Source organism: Pseudomonas sp. 9.2(2024), assembly GCF_039695385.1.
In the GTDB taxonomy this organism is placed as follows: domain Bacteria; phylum Pseudomonadota; class Gammaproteobacteria; order Pseudomonadales; family Pseudomonadaceae; genus Aquipseudomonas; species Aquipseudomonas paraglycinae.
This window is the reverse complement of sequence record NZ_CP155585.1, coordinates 2,201,994-2,218,137: the sequence shown is the minus strand read 5'-3', so window position 1 is coordinate 2,218,137 and position 16,144 is coordinate 2,201,994. Positions and strand designations below refer to the sequence as shown.

The following is a 16,144-nucleotide window of genomic DNA, read 5'->3' as shown; positions in this document are numbered from 1 at the left end:
AGGGATTAGACCGCTGCTCCACAAGCATTGGTGCGGACAGGGAAGTCAGCGTTGACCAATTGGCCGCGGCGCATTGAGGTCCGGGAGGATAAGGCTGTCGAGTAGGCGCACACCAAGTTCAACAAGGCGAGTACCCTATCACTCATCATCATCAAAATCCTCATACTCAAGCTCGTCCTCACCCTCCAAAAGCGGAACCGTCGCATCATCCATCAACGACCCCGGATCTTCATTCCCCGGATCATTGATAAACGGCAATCCGCTCGGGCCTTTCTCTTCCTTGCCTTCGGTTTCCGGAGTCATGGCGCACCTCGTCAATCGCGTTCGTATAGGACGTTCGAAAAGTATGGTCGCCATTCGTTCCTGCGCATGACGCGCAGGCGCAAAAAACCCGGCATAAAGCCGGGTTTCCGTAGAACCGGTCACTCAACGATGACGGTTCTTGTGTTTGTTCTTGTGCTTGTGGCCGCCCCCAGAGTGCGACTTGCCACCATCGTCACCCAGGTTGTTGCCGACCGCACCACCCGCTGCGCCGCCCAACCCTGCGCCAATGGTCGAACCGGTGGAGCCGCCGAGGCTGTTGCCGACCACTGAACCGCCTGCGGCGCCGAGGCCACCGCCAATGGCGGCTTCCGTGCGATTGCGTTTGTTCGCTCCGACGGCACTACCGGCCGCACCGCCAACGCCGGCACCCACCGCAGCACCGGTGCTGCCGCCGAGCTGTCCGCCGACCACATTGCCCAGTACACCGCCCAGCCCACCACCGACAGCCGCGGAACCATCGCCGGCAGCCATGGCGCCTTGAGCCACGAGCAGTCCTATAACCAACGCAGTTGCAGTTAAAGTCGAGCGCATACAGACCTCACAGGTCCCGGATCGGGACGGTTCGCCCGCGGAGGGGGCTATGTGGCATTGGAGGCGAATTCGAGAAAAACGTTCAGCAACGAAAAGGCCCGGCATAAAGCCGGGCCTTTTCAGACATGCATTCGCAATCAGTGACGCTTGTGACCCTTGGACAAGTTGCTGCCCACTGCGCCGCCAGCAGCACCGCCCAAGCCGGCACCGATAGTCGCACCGTTCTTGCCACCCAGGCTGTTGCCGATGATCGAACCACCCGCTGCACCGACACCACCGCCAATAGCCGCCTTTGTGCGGGCTCCCTTCTTCGCTGCCAACGCACCGCCAGCCGCGCCGGCCAGGCCAGCGCCAATGGCCGCGCCGTTGCTGCCGCCCATTTTCTGGCCAACCACGTTACCCAGCGCGCCGCCCAGACCGCCACCCAGTGCGGCGGTACCGTCGCCAGCCATTGCACCTTGAGCAACCAGAAGCCCCAGAACCAGAGCAGGCAGAGTTAAACGCATGACGAGAACCTCAACAGAAGGAATAAAAAAGGGCGCAGATTGAATGCTGTTGCCGCGGCAATGTCCAGCGTCGCCGCGTACTTGGCGCCGATTGGACAGCGATTATGGAAAAGGTTTTATGGCAGGCAAAAAAAAGCCCGCTGGGGAGACGGGCTGGAGACTTGCTTTCTAACGGATGGCTTCACCCTACTCAGCCGGGTGTGAAAAGTTTGTGAAAGAAACCAAACGAATTTGCAATTTCTGTAGGGCATTTCTCAAATAAAAGAAACAAAAAACCCCGCTCAATGGCGGGGCCGTGTGGCATCCGGATTACTTCCTGGAACGTGCCGTCACCTTGGGCAGAAATTTTGCTTTAGGCCCCTTGGGTGCCGTGGACTTGATCTTGCCGGTCTGCACCGGATCCTCACCGAATCCGGCCTGATACTCCGTCTGGCCGCAGCGCACGCAATTGTTGAATGAAAACTCAGCCCCGTCGTCTTCGATGTACGGATCAGTCATCTCTTCACCCCTTTCCAAATGCGGGCCGACACCGGCAAACCCTTTTGCCTGAAAAAATATCGACCTCCAAGGCTTTTGAGACTAGCCGGTCATTCCTGGACTTGTGATTCAGATCACCCGAAGCCCGACGAATGGCCTAAGGAAATTAAACACATTGAGGAACCGTTGGTCCCACGCGGCTAAAGATTTGCGGCGACCGGCCGCTGCCCTTTTTCGTACGCAATGAATCTCAAGGAGAGAACATGGAAATCAAAGGATTCCCCACACTGCCCGTTGTAAAGCTCACGGATGAACAGATCGCCGCCGGCAAAGCCGGGGCGGAGAAACTCAAGGAAAAGATCGCTTCAGGTGAAATTGTCATCAAGCAGCCGACCGGACCGAGTCCGTTGCAGCCTGGCGTCATCTACCACCCGGACCCGGTTCAGCCAGTTCAACCAGGCGATACCCCGCCTCTCGTTGCGATCGATACACCGCTGACCTATGACTCGAAAGGCACTATCCTGCTCAAACCACAGGGCTGATTGTCAGCAAAGAGCCCATTCCGTTGAATGGGCTCACAAGCGGAAACAAATGCTCAGCGCAACTTGACCGCCGTACCGGTCGCAAACACCACAACCATGCCCCCCTTCCCTGCCGGCATGCTGATCTCGAAATCCACCCCGACCACCGCATCCGCCTGCAAGGCCCGCGCACGCTCCCTGATCTCGTCAGTCGCCTGAACACGCGCCTCCTTCAATGCCCGCTCCAGCGTCTGCGAACGCCCGCCGAAAAAGTCCCGCATGCCCGCGAACATATCGCGAATCACATTCACGCCCTGCACCGACTCGGCACTGACGATGTCCAGATACGCCGTAATCTGCCGGCCTTCGATGGAGTGGGTGGTGGAAATGATCATGGAGGTCGTCCTTTTACTTGCCGGATAAAGCCGCGATTGTAATGCCCTGGCAAAGGGAAGCCGAACCGATCTCTGTGACCAAAAAAATCCGGACGCCAGAATGCACAAAACCCCTGGCTTCTTTCGAAACCAGGGGTTTTGTTTACATCGAATTTGGCGGTGAAGGAGAGATTCGAATTTATAGTGCTTCCCGCCCTTTAAGGCCCGTAACTCAAGGGTTTTGGCGTAGCGAGTAGTACAACTGAGTAGTACACTCGACTGTATCACCCCCCTTCCCACGGCGCACCTATGGCTGACAATCTGATACAGAAGAAAGGCGAATCTACTTGGTATGTCCGGCTGGCCGTCCCTGCTGATGTACGTGCAGCTATGGGTGGGAAGACTGTGCTTATCCGCTCCTTGCAAACAGGGTTACGCAGCGAAGCGATGGAGCGACGGCTTGCGATTTTAGCGAAGTGGAAAGCAGCAATTGCACAAGCAAGAGGAAAGCGAGCAGAGAGGGGTGACGCTTGGAAAGATCCGGTAGCGACAGCGGCTCAAGATCTCGCACAAAAAGTACGCGAGATGAAAACAGCAATAGCTTTAGGTGAAGAAGATCTGAGCAAACCAGCCCCTTTCGATTTAAAGAGCGAGTTCTCATCCTTTAGTCGCATCCCAGAGCTGGACTCACGTAAGGAGCAAGCTGAGAGGGTATATGCCAAAACGGGAATAGACGGTCAGTTCTCTAAGATAGATTTTGCGGGTGAAATAGCTTCAGCGATCATGGTTAGGCGCTTCGGAAAAATGCACGACCTCTCTCCGGCGGAGCAGTTAGAAGCGCAACTGATACTCAATGATCCCAAAGCACACAAACCTAAATCTCCTATCACAACGAGTCGGCTGAAAACCTATCGTGAATTCAGAGAGAGCCGTGGCGGTGCCCCTAAGCATGTCGATCAGCAAGTGGGCAAAATGGAACGGTTGTCTGCCTTCCTGAAGCGTGAGGAGCTACCTCTCAATTTCGACACGGTGGACAAGTGGCTTAACTCTTTGGATCGATCGCCTGCAACTTTAGGGCAGTACCTCATGGCAGGCACTGCGTTCTGGAAATGGGCGATGAAATACGATGCAGTGTGGCGAGAAGAGTACAAGGACAAGGTGAACCCATTTCTAGGTCACGACATACCGCAAGGCGGAGGGTCAAAACTCGCTGGGCAAGATCGAGAAATCTACACACGCGAGGATGCACTTAAGCTACATCAGGCTGCGTTAGAAAACGGTGATAACGCGCTAGCTGATCTCATCGAGTTAGGCTGGTACACCGGGGCGAGGATCGAGGAGCTTTGCCAACTAAAAAAAGACACCGTAATTACAGTGGATGGCATCCGGTGCTTTGATTTCCCGAAGACCAAAAGTAAGGCGAGCAAGCGAGTAGTACCAATTCACCCAAGCCTGCTATCCACGGTTAACCGGCTGACTAAGGACAGCACCGACACCTTCCTTATTCCCACTTCCTCACACGACCACTACGGCAAACGGTCTCACGCAATCTCGAAAGCATTTGGCAGGTTACGTACAGCAGCAGGGTTCAGCAGACTTCATGTCTTTCACAGTTTCCGGCACACAGTTGTGACCGAGCTAATCAGGGCAGACGTGCCAGACGCTTTGGCGAAAGAGTTGGTGGGGCATGAGACGGGATCAGTTACCCATGATGTTTATTCAAAGGGCGCCTCGACCAAACAGAAGCTTGACGCCATATCGAAGCTTCCAAACCTCCGCACAGACTGACGCGTAGGATCTCGCGTAGTGCCTGCAAGGAGGTATCAGGGATCTGTTGCTTCGCCTATGTATGTTGCGACGCTATTCCAGAAAAGAATTATGGTGCAAATTTCGAGATGGAAACAGAATAAATCATTTCTTGAACCAGTAACCCAGGATCAGACCAATTACGCCAAAAGCCCATTTCTGCTGAGCCTCACCGTAGTAGCCGGGTAGCAGGATTACAACCAATGCCGCACCCGTAATAAACAAGGACAAGATGATCGGCATCCAGATCTCTGACCCATGCGATTTTTGTGGAGCATGTAGAACGGTCGGATCTTTAAGATCTTTTGTGTTTACGTGTAGCTCCCTTCTGCCCGGGTGCTGGGAGTACGCAATGTGCGTGTGAGTGTGAGTGTGGTTGTCGCTGTACGTTGCCTCATCTGCAACATTTCCACGCTGACGGACTTGGCGCGTCACAAACAGCAGAAACAGACCAAATGCCATCACCACCCAAGGTAAATACTCCATAGCCACCGCCATCCTTATCGTTATTCAGGCGGATGCTATCAGTTAACACGTGTGATGGCACGGTGCCCACCGACCGAAAAGACATGAGCATTTCCGCCCACTGAAACGAGCACTGATCGCGTCCTCTATATAGAAGGATTTTTGTGAAAGGGTTCGCTTGCGCAAAAAAGACGTATGCCCAGAAATAAGTGACGAAGGCTCAACGCCAGCGGATTGACTGCTTTCTCACTTTCGTTACACAGGGTTATCCACAGGCAGTACGTTGCAACACCCGCCTAAAACGCATTATCTTGTGGTCGCCTCCCTACGAAACCCTACATGTTGGGGTTTAAGCCTCCTCGGACTCTCATTTCGTGAGAAAGCTCTTTTATCGGAGGGAAGGAGTTCGCCTCGAAATACCCTTTTGAGGGCCTCTTCAGGGCCTCTTGAGGGGCTATAGGAGCGTTTTTGACGTCAAAGGCGAATGACGAGGCGGTCAGGCACAGAAAATTGCTCTAAATGCACTAGAGGGGCTTGCAGCCTTTTTTTGAAATCGATTATGATGCAGCCAGACGCACAAAACCGCCCAACGGGGCGGTTCTGTTGAAAGATGTCTGCGAGTAGCCGCGTTTCAGTCCGCAAAAACGATACGTGACCACTCGCATCCCCTTCGACATGCGTTTGCACGGCTAAAGAGAAGGTCGCTATTTAATCTAATTGACGCCACTGCGTCAATTAGTGATTGATCAGTGGTCGCCTCTGGATACGTGCGCTGTACCTAACATCTCACGTAAATTAGAGGCTAATGCCATGCAAAATCCAAACAGCTACACCCGCAGTGTAACGCGTGAAAAGACCGTGCACGTCCGTCAATACCAACGTTTCCGCAATGGGGCGTGGGAAGATGTGTGCCAACACCTTCGTAGCCTACCTCGGTAAGCTCTAGCGACAAGCCACCAAGCTTGCGCTGATTTGGTGGTTCTCCCCGCAATATCTCCCAAACCTGGCCCCCGCCAAAATTCACTGAGCACTGTTGATCAGCTTTCGCGTTTCCGTCTGAAAAATAAGATTGGCTCGGTCTTGCCTGCGCTGTTGAACGGTGTGCGATAGGGGCTTATCCAAACACTGGAATAGTAGAAATAACCTGACACCCTGTATCGCCCTCAGACGCTGTCAGAGGTGAGCAATATCAGAGACTATCCACAACTGGAGAATCAACGAAGCCCGCTCAAGGCGGGCTGTTAGGCTGTCTCAGCAAGGTTAGTTCTTCATGGCACGTTGCACGGTGCTCAGACTAACACCAAGAGCCTTTGCCACCTTACGGAACGATGCGCCCTCTTCTGCCATTGCCTTGCGAATGGCCTCGTCATCCACCGTCTTCACACGTCCTTTATAGACGCCTGCTGCCTTGGCCTTCTGGATTCCTTCTGCTTGGCGCTCACGGATCAATGCACGCTCAAACTGAGCAACACTACCCAGTAAGCCCAACATGAGTTCCTGCATTGGGTTGGCTTCGCCAGTGAAGTGGAGACCTTCCTTGTGAAACTGCACCGCCACACCTTTGGCAATCATCCCTTTGACGAGTGAGAGCAGGTCTTCCAGTGATCGAGCCAGACGGTCGATGCTGTGGACGTGGACAACATCCCCCTTGCGGATATGACGAAGCATCGCCTGCAACTCAGGCCGATCTGTTGTTGCACCAGACACTTTGTCTGTGAACACCTCATCCACCACCACACCATCCAACTGGCGCCCAGTGTTTTGATCAACAGATGAGACCCTGATGTATCCGATGCTTGCCATAACCCACACCTCTGTATTCATTTGCCTCTAGAGGTTAGGAGTATGAATGTATTCATTGTCTTTTTACAACCCTATTGAATACAAATGTCGTATTCACCGACAAGCGTTCAACAGGGTGTACTCATATGAATACATCAAATGTTTCGCACTGTGTTGATGGCATCGATCAGCGCCTGACTGTGCAAGTCCAAATCAGCAAGCGCAGATAACGAGTTTTCGGCAGCAATGCTGCCCCCTTGGCTCGCAACCCATTTGGCGAGTTCTTCAACAGCAGCGGCAATGCCGTGTTGCTGATGGAGCAGCAGGGTTAACGCGTCGGCCATCGCTACAGCCTGATTTTGTGAGGTCATGGGGTCATCCTTGATGGGGCGGTGTGAGGGGGCCTAGCGACACCCTCACCGTGACTCTTTCTACTTCTTGGGCTTGGTCGGCTTCTTCGGCGGCGGGATTGTTTCCACCGTAGATGTTCCCGGATTTTTCTTGGCCTTATCAATAGGGATGAACTGCCCGTTCCCAGAGTCTCGACCACGTTTGTTGACCATATCCAACTCCTTGATAGCCTATCGCCACGTTAGCGACACCATCAAAGCTAGTCGATGAAGGTCTTTGTGCAAGGAGGCCTAGGGGGAGTGTGATTTTGCAGAAAATGATGATTCCGGCTCAAAACTGCCGGTTTGGCGTAGAAACCTCGGATTGAAGCGTTCTCACCGAATCGAGCTTATCTCTGAAAAACGGAGAACCCCGGAAATGCTGGCTTAGAGGACAGCCACCTAAGAACTGACGTTCTTCTAACCTACTTTGCCAGCATAGTTTTCGTAAGTTTTAAGAGGCTTTCTCAGAGTTTTTTATAACGGGCTTAACGCAAATTTTTCCAAACTGTTTTCCCATTGTGGTCGTCTTAACAAGCCCATGCTTGAAGTAGCACGTGTGACTAAGACTTTCTATATGGGCCTTCAATGAGGCAGCCTCACTAGATTTTTCGAGCGCCTCATAAACATCCTTGTCTGTATAACTTTGACCATCAGGAATTTCGATCAAGCCGAGTCGGCATAAATTATCGAGATAGGTGGGCGTTAGATGCCGATGCTCCAAGTTGGCTTCATTCCCAAGCAGAGAGAGGTTTACTAACGCATCCTTTGAACCGCCCTCTGCCCTCCGGGCTTGCACAGTCATCACAGGAAATAGCCCACCCCCTAATAACAAGGCCATCAGTTTTGCCTCGTCTGGAGTCATTTGCTTGATGATTTCCACAAAAGCCGGGTGTGCGCCGCTTGCCGTCTTCTTATCCATAGCAGCAGCAAGAAGGTTGGCGTACATATCACTCAGAGACTCTTCGTGACCTGTGTATCGCAGAGCCTCGATTGCAGGGCCAGCCACATTTGGCTTTGGAGTAATGATGTCTTCAGGCGGGACATCCTTTAGGCGATCAGCCACCGTGGTCGATATGAACTCTTGGCACTTTTCATAGCCCCAAACCAACGCACCAACAGGAGCAAGGGCGACGTTAATCGCCTTACCGACCGTCTCCAAGGATTTACCGAGCTGCTTTGCCACGGGCTGAAGAGCGTCCTGATAAATTGGAACAGCCTTGACCAAGCCCGTCACAGCATCGATTGTTTCCTTAACTTTGTTGTCGCCGCCTGATTCTTCGCCCATTGCCTGCTCCTGATCCATGAATACCCCTACAAAGCAGAATGCCATGTCCTGAGAGTATCAGACAGTAGGTGCGGTGAAATTCAGCACAGGGATCACCTCAGGCGTCATCAAGTGGACTTCCAGCTCATCAGCGAACCTGCCAGCGAGGACGCTAACAGGGCTTTGCACCGTCGCCACTACACTTACTGGGCGCTGCATTCTGAACACGATTGGTGCGTATGGCGGGATACGCTCTACAGCTCCGCTGTGACGCTCTACGAAGGCTTCCAGCACTGGGAAAATGGCATTTACATCTTTCCCGTGAAGCACATCGAATATAGCTTGTAGCAGCTCTGGTGCGGACAAGAGATCATGCAAAGATGGCTGTCTGCTCAGGGACTCGACCATCCCAATCAAAGTCCAATAAGGCACCCACTCATCGTCAAAGCGGTCGCTGATTAGAGGACTAAGAGCGGCGTAGATGGCGTCATGCACCTTAACCAATTCAGGGCGGTATTGAATTTGTTGCTCCAGTCCCAGGAGCAGCACCTCAAGCTGCGTGTAGGATCGGGTGGTGATCTTGAAATCACTTCCCGACTTTCCCTGCACAGATGCCTTCAATGCTGTCAGCGCCTTTGTCTGCATTGTGTCGAGATTGTCCAGCCAGTCACGATGCTGTGGGTTGCGTGGGTTCAAATGCTCATGGAGCCAGCTCAGCGTGGCAATACGTCTGCAAGGTTGAATACCTGCAAGCTTCGCCGCTTCAGCAACAGTTTCGGTGCCGATGAACTGGACAATTCCCTTGATGACGTCAGCCTGTGGCGTGCCCTTCTTAATCATGTAGCGTGGGTTCAGCTTGTTGCGATCAAGGCTCAGACCGTGGCCGTAGTGGCGGTTACCATGAGCGCGGTTCATTGCCTTGGGTGCGACGATCAGGTTTTGTGGGTGGTATAGCCCAACGATCTCGCGTCCTTGTGATGGAGCAATGTGCGATAGCTCGAAATCCTTGGCGTCACCAAAACGGTTTGCACGCTGCTTGAGAACGTATAGGCCATGTAGCTCGGCCAGTGACTCAGGGGTGTGGCCGGTGAAGATCTCGTATGTACCGGCACGGGAGGCCTCAAAGGCCAGTGTTCGCATGAACGCACTATCGGTTGCCTTGGCAACATACTTAACCCGTTTCTTCGCTGAGGCTGCTTTGTCTTTGCATGTACGGGTGCAGTAGATGGCTTTAGCGCTGGTGGTTCGGAAACGCTTCTTGCAGTGTGGGCAAGTTGGCTGGCGTGTAGCCTTAGTCTTTTTCGGTGTTGCTGTTGTCATTAATGACTCCTACTTGGATCGTCTGTTTACGGGCTTGCATTAACTTGTATGTGGTACGGCATGAGCCACAGCAGAATGGCATTGGCTTCGCCACAGTGAATTCACGTCCGCAATAGCGGCAGTTGCATACTTTCATTGGAATTACCTACTTAAGAGGAAAATGTATGTGCTCACGCACATGATTCATGCACACTAAAAAGTGGCTCAAACCCTTACAGGGCGTGACTTTCAGCGATGTATTGAGGCGTAGCTCAATAGCATAGGGTGTGGTTAGTTCTTCGTGGGTATCGCTAGTCCGTGCTGACCAAAGATTGCAATGTGTGCCAATCCTTCGGGCATACCGAAGAGGACGCAATCCCACAGAGTCTCAATTACAGAGGGAAGCTGAAGCGCTACAGATACTCCGTAACGCTCATCGATGTACTCACGGCATGCTTGAGTGTGATTGGCTTCGCTAGCAATATCTTCGTATCTCATTGCTTGATCGCCCGTAAGGCTTGAGACACCTTTAAATCAATACGACGATCAACCCAATTCTTCATATCCTCACGCTCCCTGCTCTGTTCAAGCTGGAGGCGATTGTATTGATCATGTATAACCTCAGTCATACTTTGCTTAGCCATATCCGTGTAAGCGTTAGCCTTACGCTCAGCCATCTGAGCATATTGCAAAGCCATATCGCTTGCATGATTGAACAAATAAACGGTGAGACCAGTTCCCACCGCTATCTGCAACAACGCACCAAGCATGATTGCCTTGATGATAGACAGCACCCTCATTGCACCTCTTGTTGGTTGATGCCAGTTTCACGCAACATCTTCCCAACTTCCTCACGAACAGCCTTACCAATCTCGGGAGCATCCGCACCAGCAGGAGCAGTTATATTGACTGTGATCTCGTTACGCACTTCGTTATTGTTGTTATTTGTAACATGCTCATTTGTCGTTGTGATTTGCTGCACTGGGTACTGCACAGAAGAACCAGAAGCCCTCATTAGCTCTCTTGAGGTAATCGGCTGTATTGAGTCCTCGCGAAAGCGTGTGTACTCCCCAACTCGCTCAGCAAGATCAGCAAATTTCTCTTCAAAAGCTGGCAAATTCAGCCTCAAAGAGAAAACGTCAAAATTTCCTGTCTCGACGGGGTTGATTTTGAATTTACCGCCCCCCCAACGCTCTCTATTTTCTTGAGCCGCCGCTTGATCATCCTCAATAGATACACCCGTGAATAGACGGCGTAGGCCATTCAATAGTCCGGGCTTAGCACGATCATCCAAAGTTGCTTGCTCATCTGGCGATTCTGGCTTCAATCTTGGGCCAAGTGCTGCACCAACTGTACCCGGTAGACCATTCGGATCTTTCTGCATTGCATTTGGTACAGCATTACCATCTGCATCGTGTCCGATTAGCATACGGATCAACGACGTATTGAATTTTGTCAGTCCTTGGTCGAAATCGCGGAGTGAGTTCATCAATGGCTGCAACGCAGTGTTGAGTTCATTCTCTGCCTTGATCCGATCAAGAATTACTGCTTTCAATTCAGCATTAGTGTTGACTGTGTTGTCGTTCAGATACGCTTGGTTTTCTGTACGCTGTTGATTCGCCGCAATAGAGTTCATCTGCCTTTCCAACAGATCTCTATTACCGTTCAGGAAATTGGTCATGCCCTGATCAAAGTCTTTAGCTAAGATTAGGCCGTCAGTTACCGACTTCTTAAACCAAGAAACCTGCTCCTCTGCCTTACCTTTGAATCCCAGACGGGTTGCAGCAGCCTGCCTGATTGCGGCCATCACTGGGGCTCCCAGCGCATCTCCGAGATCGTTTACGTCGCTTCCCTCAGGCTTCCCCTTTGCCCTGATCTGATTCAACTGATAAGCAGCTCGCTTCTGAGCCTCTTTATCTAGGGCAGCAGCGCGGAATGTCGCAGACTGATCCTCGAACATCTTGGTAGCTTGGGCGAGTGTCTTACCGAGTGCCAATTGACCTTGGATGAATAGAGCAAAGGACTTTGCCGTCTCTACCGATACTTCCTGACCATACTTGTTCGAGATATCTACAAACTGATCACGAGCAAATTTCTGGTTTGCTGGGTTCTTGCCTCCGGCTGACTGGAGTGCTGAGTTAAAGCTTTCTGCCGTACTCGCACTCTCCTGACGCTGTTGAATCCTTTCGTTCAGGTATCCGATTCCTTTCACAAGGCTGTACACCGCTGCTGAGGCTGCTGAGAAGCCAACGGCGAGACCGCCGAAATCCATTTCTTTTGGTGCCTCCTGACGGGCCTTCCAAGCCGCGTGACGCTCAGCCGCAAAGGTGAAACGCTGGGTCGCTTGATCTTGCCGTACCGCCGCACGAGCCTCACGTACAGCCGCTGCCACCTTAGAGGCCTCGTATCGCTCGGCCTGACGAATGCCACTAGCACGAGCGTTGTTCAGCGCTGCCTCAGCTCTCTGAAACTTGTTTTGAGCCAACACGGCTTGCTGTTGAAGCTGCACTGTTCTGGCTTGTCTCTTTTGCAGAATGTCAGCCAATCGCGCTTGGCGAAGTGCCGACTGTTCGGCAGCACCTTGTAGCTTGGCCTCGCCCAACTTGGTTTTGAGCGTCTCTTGCTGCACCTTCTGCAATTTCGCAGCAACGACTGCACGCTGAATTTGATCTTTAAGCGCTGCACTCTGCATCCAGCTCTCTTGACGTGTGCCTGCTGCAATCAAACGTTGCTGAGCCAGGCCCTCAGCAAACTGGTGACGGCGAAGCTTGGAAAGCTTGGTTTCGATGGCAAGTTCTCTGTCCAACGACCTACGAATTTCGGCATTGAGCTTCACCCGTTCCGCACTCATGCCTTTACCGGTGACATTAAATGCTTTGTTCAACTTAGCTTGTAGCTGTTGGGCTTCTTTTCCAACACGAGCCATAGCCGTTTCGGCAGTCTTGAGCATTCCGAGAAACCTTGTCAGCGGAGCGCTTGAAACGTCAAAGACTAGCTTGCCGGTTAGGCGTGCAATTTCTTCGTTAACACTCATCGACTAGCCCCTTCACGAAGGCTTAGGCGGCGGGCATAAAGATCATCTGCAATGGCTTTGAATGTTTTAAAACCCCACCCGTGGTAGATCACTTGAACATCACAGACATAGCGTGTGTGAGTGTTGATGTATTCACCAAGGAAACTCAGGGCATTACGGCTACCCTGTACGGTGATGATGGTTGTATCTCCATCCAAAGCGAACCAGTGGTGGGCAAAATCTATCGTGCTTCCGCTACGACGCTGGACATATGCATGGGCAAGACCCAAAAAGACGGAAACACTTGCGGGATTTGAAACTCTATATACAGCGTAGTATTGTTGCGGAGATTTTTTCAGCTCCTGAATCGGTGTAGCAATTTTTGTCATTTATTCCCTTTGTTCTTTTGGGCTTGCCTTGCAAGCTCTAGTAATTTCTGATTACGCAACTCCACCTGAACCATCTCTGCAAGCTCTTCTACACTCATACCAGACGCTTTAAGCACTTCTTGATGCGCTGGTAGCGCATCATTCATTACAAGGCCTTGCGGGGCCTCTGGAGAGCTTGCAGCAAGTGTCTCTGGACAATGTTTCTGACGTAGTAGAAGTTCTGTCCCATTCAATGATGCTGGATCAATTAGCTTGGTATCAGCCATTACTTACCTCCAAGCGCTGCTAGCACTTCAGCCTCTACCCTTGCGTATTCTTCTGCCTCTTGTGCTGCCTTAGCATCCAACTCAGCTTGCTGACGCTTACGGCGCTCACTGGCCAAAAGTGATTCCACTTCTTTAGCCACACAGGCTGCTTTTTCAGCCTCTAGACGAGCAAGGTAATCAGATTCCACTTGAGCCTTGATCTGTGCAATTTCTTGTTCAACTTGCGACTCTGGCTTACGCAAAGACAGATTCACCCAGTCAACCAATGGCCCGGCTACCATTTTAGGTAGATGCTCGATCTCCGCTGACGGTGTGTAACCTTCGCTGATCAACTCAGCATACTTGTCCAAGGCTTGTTGTAGCCCTTGAATCTCGAAAGACTCCATCATTCCAAGTTGCTCACGCCCTTGGATATTGCATTGGGTACGGTTTTTGTAGAAATCGACTTCTATGTCTTGTAAACGTTTTAGATGCGCTGCATCTGGCTGGAACAATTGACTCATGGTTTTGTTTCCCTCTGCTTTTGTAGTAGGTTGTGTTGCATGTTGGCGCTGCTTGGCGCGGTAATGGGCTTTCGTGCAGCGCTCGCTACATGTCTGCTTAGTTGATCGCTGGGTGTTCATTGGTGCGCTACAGACCACGCACGGTCTTACTGCGGTTACTGCCATATGGCCTCCGGAAAGTTGACTTGGTATGTTTGAATTGTCCGCGTAACCCTGCACCAACCAAAAGAAAGCCGGAACGACGTCCGGCTACCGATTGAACTAGTCATTCGAAGTTACGTGAGTTTGAAACGAATTCGAGCGTCTATCGGTGAAAGCAGGCACCGGGAAACTATCGTAGACGGCGATAGCGACGGGGTCACAAGTCCCGCCTCCAAGTTTGGCCACACCCTTGGAAGTGCTGGATACAGACAGGCCACAAAACACCGAGCACAGCGGCAACTACGTCTCGGTGCAAATATTTAATAAATTATAGGTCTATGCCTAGAGGCTATCGCCGTAGACGCGACGCGGCAGCTCGCAACCGCCTCTCTGAAATTGGCCCACCGGTCAGAGACGGTGAAGGAATCTGCAATTACAGACGGCCAAAAGCACCACTCGGCTTAGTCGCCGGTTAGTGAAAGTTTGAATGGTTTTAGAACTAGACGGTACAACACCAATAAAACTTCCTTATTGGTACACCATTATACCACGAGAATCTTAAAATTGCAATCACATACTCAACAAAAAAGCAAATCATTTCTAAAAATTCCGACAAGTGGAGAAATGGTTTAGAAGTGTTTGATTCGGAGAGAATGGTGAAATGACACGAAATGGATGAGAGAGTACTTGGGGCCGAAATGACGATTCTCACCAAGCACATTCTGATAGGCGGGAGTAATACAATTTAGTAGTACAAACGAAAAACCCCGCGAACTCTAAGTAACTGAATTCACGGGGTTTTCTAAATTTGGCGGTGAAGGAGAGATTCGAACTCTCGATACAGTTTCCTGTATACACACTTTCCAGGCGTGCTCCTTAAGCCACTCGGACACTTCACCGTATCTCTTCAAACATGTTCTGTCTGTCGAGGCGCGCTAATGTAGTCGAAAGCTTTTCTGATGGCAAACTTTTTTTCAGAATTTTCATGCGGTTAAGAGAAAAAGTCGCTTCCACCTTCTAGGGGCCATGGCAATCCGGCCAATCTCGGGTGGGCGCAGCCCTTCTATATAGGTGCGCAGGCGTCAGGCGCGGGGCGTGTTGCAGCGCATCGGCCGGTAAACGGTGACTGGCGGGTCAGTCACAGTGCTTTACCTGACCGGCGACGGTGGGTAACGTCTGCCCATCTTTCTTATAAGGAATTGCGCCATGAGCGACCTGATTGCCTACCACCTCGAAGACGGTATCGCGACCCTGACCCTGAGCAACGGCAAGGTCAACGCCATTTCCCCGGACGTGATCGCGGCCTTCAACGCGGCGCTGGATCAGGCGGTGGCGGATCGTGCCATTGTGATCATCACCGGTCAGCCGGGCATTCTCTCTGGCGGCTACGACCTGAAAGTGATGACTGCCGGCCCTAAAGAAGCCGTGTCGCTGGTGACCGCCGGCTCGACCCTGGCCCGCCGCCTGTTGTCGCACCCGTTCCCGGTGATTGTTGCTTGCCCGGGGCATGCCGTAGCCAAAGGCGCATTCATTCTGTTGTCCGCCGATTACCGGATCGGTGTCGACGGCCCGTTCAGCATTGGTCTGAACGAAGTGCAGATCGGCATGACCATGCACCACGCCGGCATCGAGCTGGCCCGTGATCGCCTGCGTCGCTCGGCCTTCCACCGCTCGGTCATCAATGGCGAGATGTTCGATCCGCAAAGCGCAGTGGATGCCGGCTTCCTCGACAAAGTGGTCGCGGCCGAAGAACTGCAAGGCGCCGCCCTCGCCGCCGCGCGTCAGTTGAAAAAGATCAACATGACCGCACACAAGAACACCAAGTTGAAAGTGCGCAAGGCGCTGCTGGAAACCCTGGACAACGCGATCATCCAGGATCAGGAGCATCTGGGGTGACACCCGGCTCATACCGATTCAGAAAAGCCCCACCGTCGTGTCGGGCTTTTTCTTACGCGGCTTGTTGAAAACTCCGCGGCAGCTCTAGGACGCCTCTGACCAACAAGTCGGAAACATGCGCTTAAACATCGCCCATCTCCGGACTCTATAGCGGCAATTGCCGAAAACAGTGCACATCCGTACACTGCGCCACCT

The 16,144-nt window shown here is 52.2% G+C and carries 19 protein-coding genes and 1 tRNA gene; 3 read left to right on the top strand and 17 right to left on the bottom strand.

From position 1 onward, the window contains the following. Positions 1-138: 138 nt before the first annotated feature. The 4 genes from ABFB52_RS10065 to ABFB52_RS10050 form a co-directional block, all read right to left on the bottom strand. Positions 139-303 carry a hypothetical protein gene (locus ABFB52_RS10065; protein WP_165369547.1) on the bottom strand — a complete coding sequence of 55 codons (165 nt, stop codon included), beginning with the start codon at positions 301-303 and terminating at the stop codon, positions 139-141. A 123-nt stretch (positions 304-426) separates the two neighbouring features. Then, positions 427-855: a YMGG-like glycine zipper-containing protein gene (locus ABFB52_RS10060; protein ID WP_102718269.1), complete on the bottom strand. Its 429-nt coding sequence runs from the start codon at positions 853-855 to the stop codon at positions 427-429. Positions 856-992: 137 nt separating this feature from the next. Beyond that, positions 993-1,361: a hypothetical protein gene (locus ABFB52_RS10055; RefSeq protein WP_011333227.1), complete on the bottom strand. Its 369-nt coding sequence runs from the start codon at positions 1,359-1,361 to the stop codon at positions 993-995. 309 nt (positions 1,362-1,670) lie between these two features. Next, the gene (locus tag ABFB52_RS10050; RefSeq protein ID WP_085748513.1) at positions 1,671-1,859 is read right to left on the bottom strand and encodes a hypothetical protein; all 189 of its coding nucleotides are present in this window, start codon (positions 1,857-1,859) and stop codon (positions 1,671-1,673) included. A gap of 242 nt (positions 1,860-2,101) precedes the next feature. Between ABFB52_RS10050 and ABFB52_RS10045 the strand changes: the two genes are divergently transcribed. Beyond that, on the top strand, positions 2,102-2,380 hold the full coding sequence (locus tag ABFB52_RS10045; RefSeq protein WP_064594653.1) for a hypothetical protein: 279 nt from the start codon (positions 2,102-2,104) through the stop codon (positions 2,378-2,380). A 53-nt stretch (positions 2,381-2,433) separates the two neighbouring features. On the opposite strand, the gene ABFB52_RS10040 is transcribed toward ABFB52_RS10045, so the two are convergent. Beyond that, the gene (locus ABFB52_RS10040) at positions 2,434-2,754 is read right to left on the bottom strand and encodes a YbjQ family protein (RefSeq protein ID WP_085748512.1); all 321 of its coding nucleotides are present in this window, start codon (positions 2,752-2,754) and stop codon (positions 2,434-2,436) included. A gap of 288 nt (positions 2,755-3,042) precedes the next feature. Between ABFB52_RS10040 and ABFB52_RS10035 the strand changes: the two genes are divergently transcribed. Continuing rightward, positions 3,043-4,521, top strand: coding sequence for a site-specific integrase (locus ABFB52_RS10035; RefSeq protein WP_102688295.1), 1,479 nt, complete (start codon positions 3,043-3,045; stop codon positions 4,519-4,521). Between the two features lie 123 nt (positions 4,522-4,644). On the opposite strand, the gene ABFB52_RS10030 is transcribed toward ABFB52_RS10035, so the two are convergent. The 12 genes from ABFB52_RS10030 to ABFB52_RS09975 form a co-directional block, all read right to left on the bottom strand. Then, positions 4,645-5,025: a hypothetical protein gene (locus ABFB52_RS10030; RefSeq protein WP_129973361.1), complete on the bottom strand. Its 381-nt coding sequence runs from the start codon at positions 5,023-5,025 to the stop codon at positions 4,645-4,647. A gap of 1,239 nt (positions 5,026-6,264) precedes the next feature. Next, positions 6,265-6,807 carry a recombinase family protein gene (locus ABFB52_RS10025; protein WP_129973360.1) on the bottom strand — a complete coding sequence of 181 codons (543 nt, stop codon included), beginning with the start codon at positions 6,805-6,807 and terminating at the stop codon, positions 6,265-6,267. A 134-nt stretch (positions 6,808-6,941) separates the two neighbouring features. Continuing rightward, positions 6,942-7,157, bottom strand: a complete 216-nt coding sequence (locus ABFB52_RS10020) for a hypothetical protein (RefSeq protein ID WP_129973359.1) — start codon at positions 7,155-7,157, stop codon at positions 6,942-6,944. Between the two features lie 60 nt (positions 7,158-7,217). Beyond that, positions 7,218-7,349: a hypothetical protein gene (locus tag ABFB52_RS10015; protein ID WP_256578405.1), complete on the bottom strand. Its 132-nt coding sequence runs from the start codon at positions 7,347-7,349 to the stop codon at positions 7,218-7,220. A 280-nt stretch (positions 7,350-7,629) separates the two neighbouring features. Beyond that, a complete protein-coding gene (locus tag ABFB52_RS10010; RefSeq protein WP_165369546.1) occupies positions 7,630-8,463 on the bottom strand; it encodes a DUF4393 domain-containing protein in 834 nt (277 codons plus the stop codon). Positions 8,464-8,520: 57 nt separating this feature from the next. Further along, positions 8,521-9,762: a hypothetical protein gene (locus ABFB52_RS10005; RefSeq protein WP_129973357.1), complete on the bottom strand. Its 1,242-nt coding sequence runs from the start codon at positions 9,760-9,762 to the stop codon at positions 8,521-8,523. A 473-nt stretch (positions 9,763-10,235) separates the two neighbouring features. After that, a complete protein-coding gene (locus ABFB52_RS10000) occupies positions 10,236-10,541 on the bottom strand; it encodes a hypothetical protein (protein ID WP_129973356.1) in 306 nt (101 codons plus the stop codon). After that, positions 10,538-12,775 carry a hypothetical protein gene (locus ABFB52_RS09995; RefSeq protein WP_129973355.1) on the bottom strand — a complete coding sequence of 746 codons (2,238 nt, stop codon included), beginning with the start codon at positions 12,773-12,775 and terminating at the stop codon, positions 10,538-10,540. The genes ABFB52_RS10000 and ABFB52_RS09995 overlap by 4 nt, the downstream gene beginning before the upstream one ends. Further along, positions 12,772-13,143, bottom strand: coding sequence for a hypothetical protein (locus tag ABFB52_RS09990; protein WP_129973354.1), 372 nt, complete (start codon positions 13,141-13,143; stop codon positions 12,772-12,774). Before ABFB52_RS09990 ends, ABFB52_RS09995 begins: the two co-directional genes overlap by 4 nt. Next, the gene (locus ABFB52_RS09985) at positions 13,140-13,409 is read right to left on the bottom strand and encodes a hypothetical protein (protein ID WP_129973353.1); all 270 of its coding nucleotides are present in this window, start codon (positions 13,407-13,409) and stop codon (positions 13,140-13,142) included. The genes ABFB52_RS09990 and ABFB52_RS09985 overlap by 4 nt, the downstream gene beginning before the upstream one ends. Next, complete coding sequence (locus ABFB52_RS09980; RefSeq protein ID WP_129973352.1) at positions 13,409-13,912, bottom strand: hypothetical protein; 504 nt, start codon at positions 13,910-13,912, stop codon at positions 13,409-13,411. The genes ABFB52_RS09985 and ABFB52_RS09980 overlap by 1 nt, the downstream gene beginning before the upstream one ends. A gap of 950 nt (positions 13,913-14,862) precedes the next feature. Beyond that, positions 14,863-14,952, bottom strand: a tRNA-Ser gene (locus ABFB52_RS09975). A gap of 307 nt (positions 14,953-15,259) precedes the next feature. On the opposite strand from ABFB52_RS09975, the gene ABFB52_RS09970 reads away from it, so the two are divergent. Continuing rightward, positions 15,260-15,949: a crotonase/enoyl-CoA hydratase family protein gene (locus tag ABFB52_RS09970; protein WP_011333225.1), complete on the top strand. Its 690-nt coding sequence runs from the start codon at positions 15,260-15,262 to the stop codon at positions 15,947-15,949. Positions 15,950-16,144: the final 195 nt, after the last annotated feature.

Bases quoted from the DNA above. Each gene is read 5' to 3' on its own strand.
- ABFB52_RS10035 (WP_102688295.1), top strand. From the start codon at position 3,043: ATGGCTGACAATCTGATACAGAAGAAAGGCGAATCTACTTGGTATGTC.
- ABFB52_RS10005 (WP_129973357.1), bottom strand. From the start codon at position 9,762: ATGACAACAGCAACACCGAAAAAGACTAAGGCTACACGCCAGCCAACT.
- ABFB52_RS09980 (WP_129973352.1), bottom strand. From the start codon at position 13,912: ATGAGTCAATTGTTCCAGCCAGATGCAGCGCATCTAAAACGTTTACAA.
- ABFB52_RS10060 (WP_102718269.1), bottom strand. From the start codon at position 855: ATGCGCTCGACTTTAACTGCAACTGCGTTGGTTATAGGACTGCTCGTG.
- ABFB52_RS10055 (WP_011333227.1), bottom strand. From the start codon at position 1,361: ATGCGTTTAACTCTGCCTGCTCTGGTTCTGGGGCTTCTGGTTGCTCAA.
- ABFB52_RS10065 (WP_165369547.1), bottom strand. From the start codon at position 303: ATGACTCCGGAAACCGAAGGCAAGGAAGAGAAAGGCCCGAGCGGATTG.
- ABFB52_RS10020 (WP_129973359.1), bottom strand. From the start codon at position 7,157: ATGACCTCACAAAATCAGGCTGTAGCGATGGCCGACGCGTTAACCCTG.
- ABFB52_RS09995 (WP_129973355.1), bottom strand. From the start codon at position 12,775: ATGAGTGTTAACGAAGAAATTGCACGCCTAACCGGCAAGCTAGTCTTT.
- ABFB52_RS09970 (WP_011333225.1), top strand. From the start codon at position 15,260: ATGAGCGACCTGATTGCCTACCACCTCGAAGACGGTATCGCGACCCTG.
- ABFB52_RS09985 (WP_129973353.1), bottom strand. From the start codon at position 13,409: ATGGCTGATACCAAGCTAATTGATCCAGCATCATTGAATGGGACAGAA.
- ABFB52_RS10015 (WP_256578405.1), bottom strand. From the start codon at position 7,349: ATGGTCAACAAACGTGGTCGAGACTCTGGGAACGGGCAGTTCATCCCT.
- ABFB52_RS10025 (WP_129973360.1), bottom strand. From the start codon at position 6,807: ATGGCAAGCATCGGATACATCAGGGTCTCATCTGTTGATCAAAACACT.
- ABFB52_RS10030 (WP_129973361.1), bottom strand. From the start codon at position 5,025: ATGGAGTATTTACCTTGGGTGGTGATGGCATTTGGTCTGTTTCTGCTG.
- ABFB52_RS10000 (WP_129973356.1), bottom strand. From the start codon at position 10,541: ATGAGGGTGCTGTCTATCATCAAGGCAATCATGCTTGGTGCGTTGTTG.
- ABFB52_RS10050 (WP_085748513.1), bottom strand. From the start codon at position 1,859: ATGACTGATCCGTACATCGAAGACGACGGGGCTGAGTTTTCATTCAAC.
- ABFB52_RS10040 (WP_085748512.1), bottom strand. From the start codon at position 2,754: ATGATCATTTCCACCACCCACTCCATCGAAGGCCGGCAGATTACGGCG.
- ABFB52_RS10010 (WP_165369546.1), bottom strand. From the start codon at position 8,463: ATGGGCGAAGAATCAGGCGGCGACAACAAAGTTAAGGAAACAATCGAT.
- ABFB52_RS09990 (WP_129973354.1), bottom strand. From the start codon at position 13,143: ATGACAAAAATTGCTACACCGATTCAGGAGCTGAAAAAATCTCCGCAA.
- ABFB52_RS10045 (WP_064594653.1), top strand. From the start codon at position 2,102: ATGGAAATCAAAGGATTCCCCACACTGCCCGTTGTAAAGCTCACGGAT.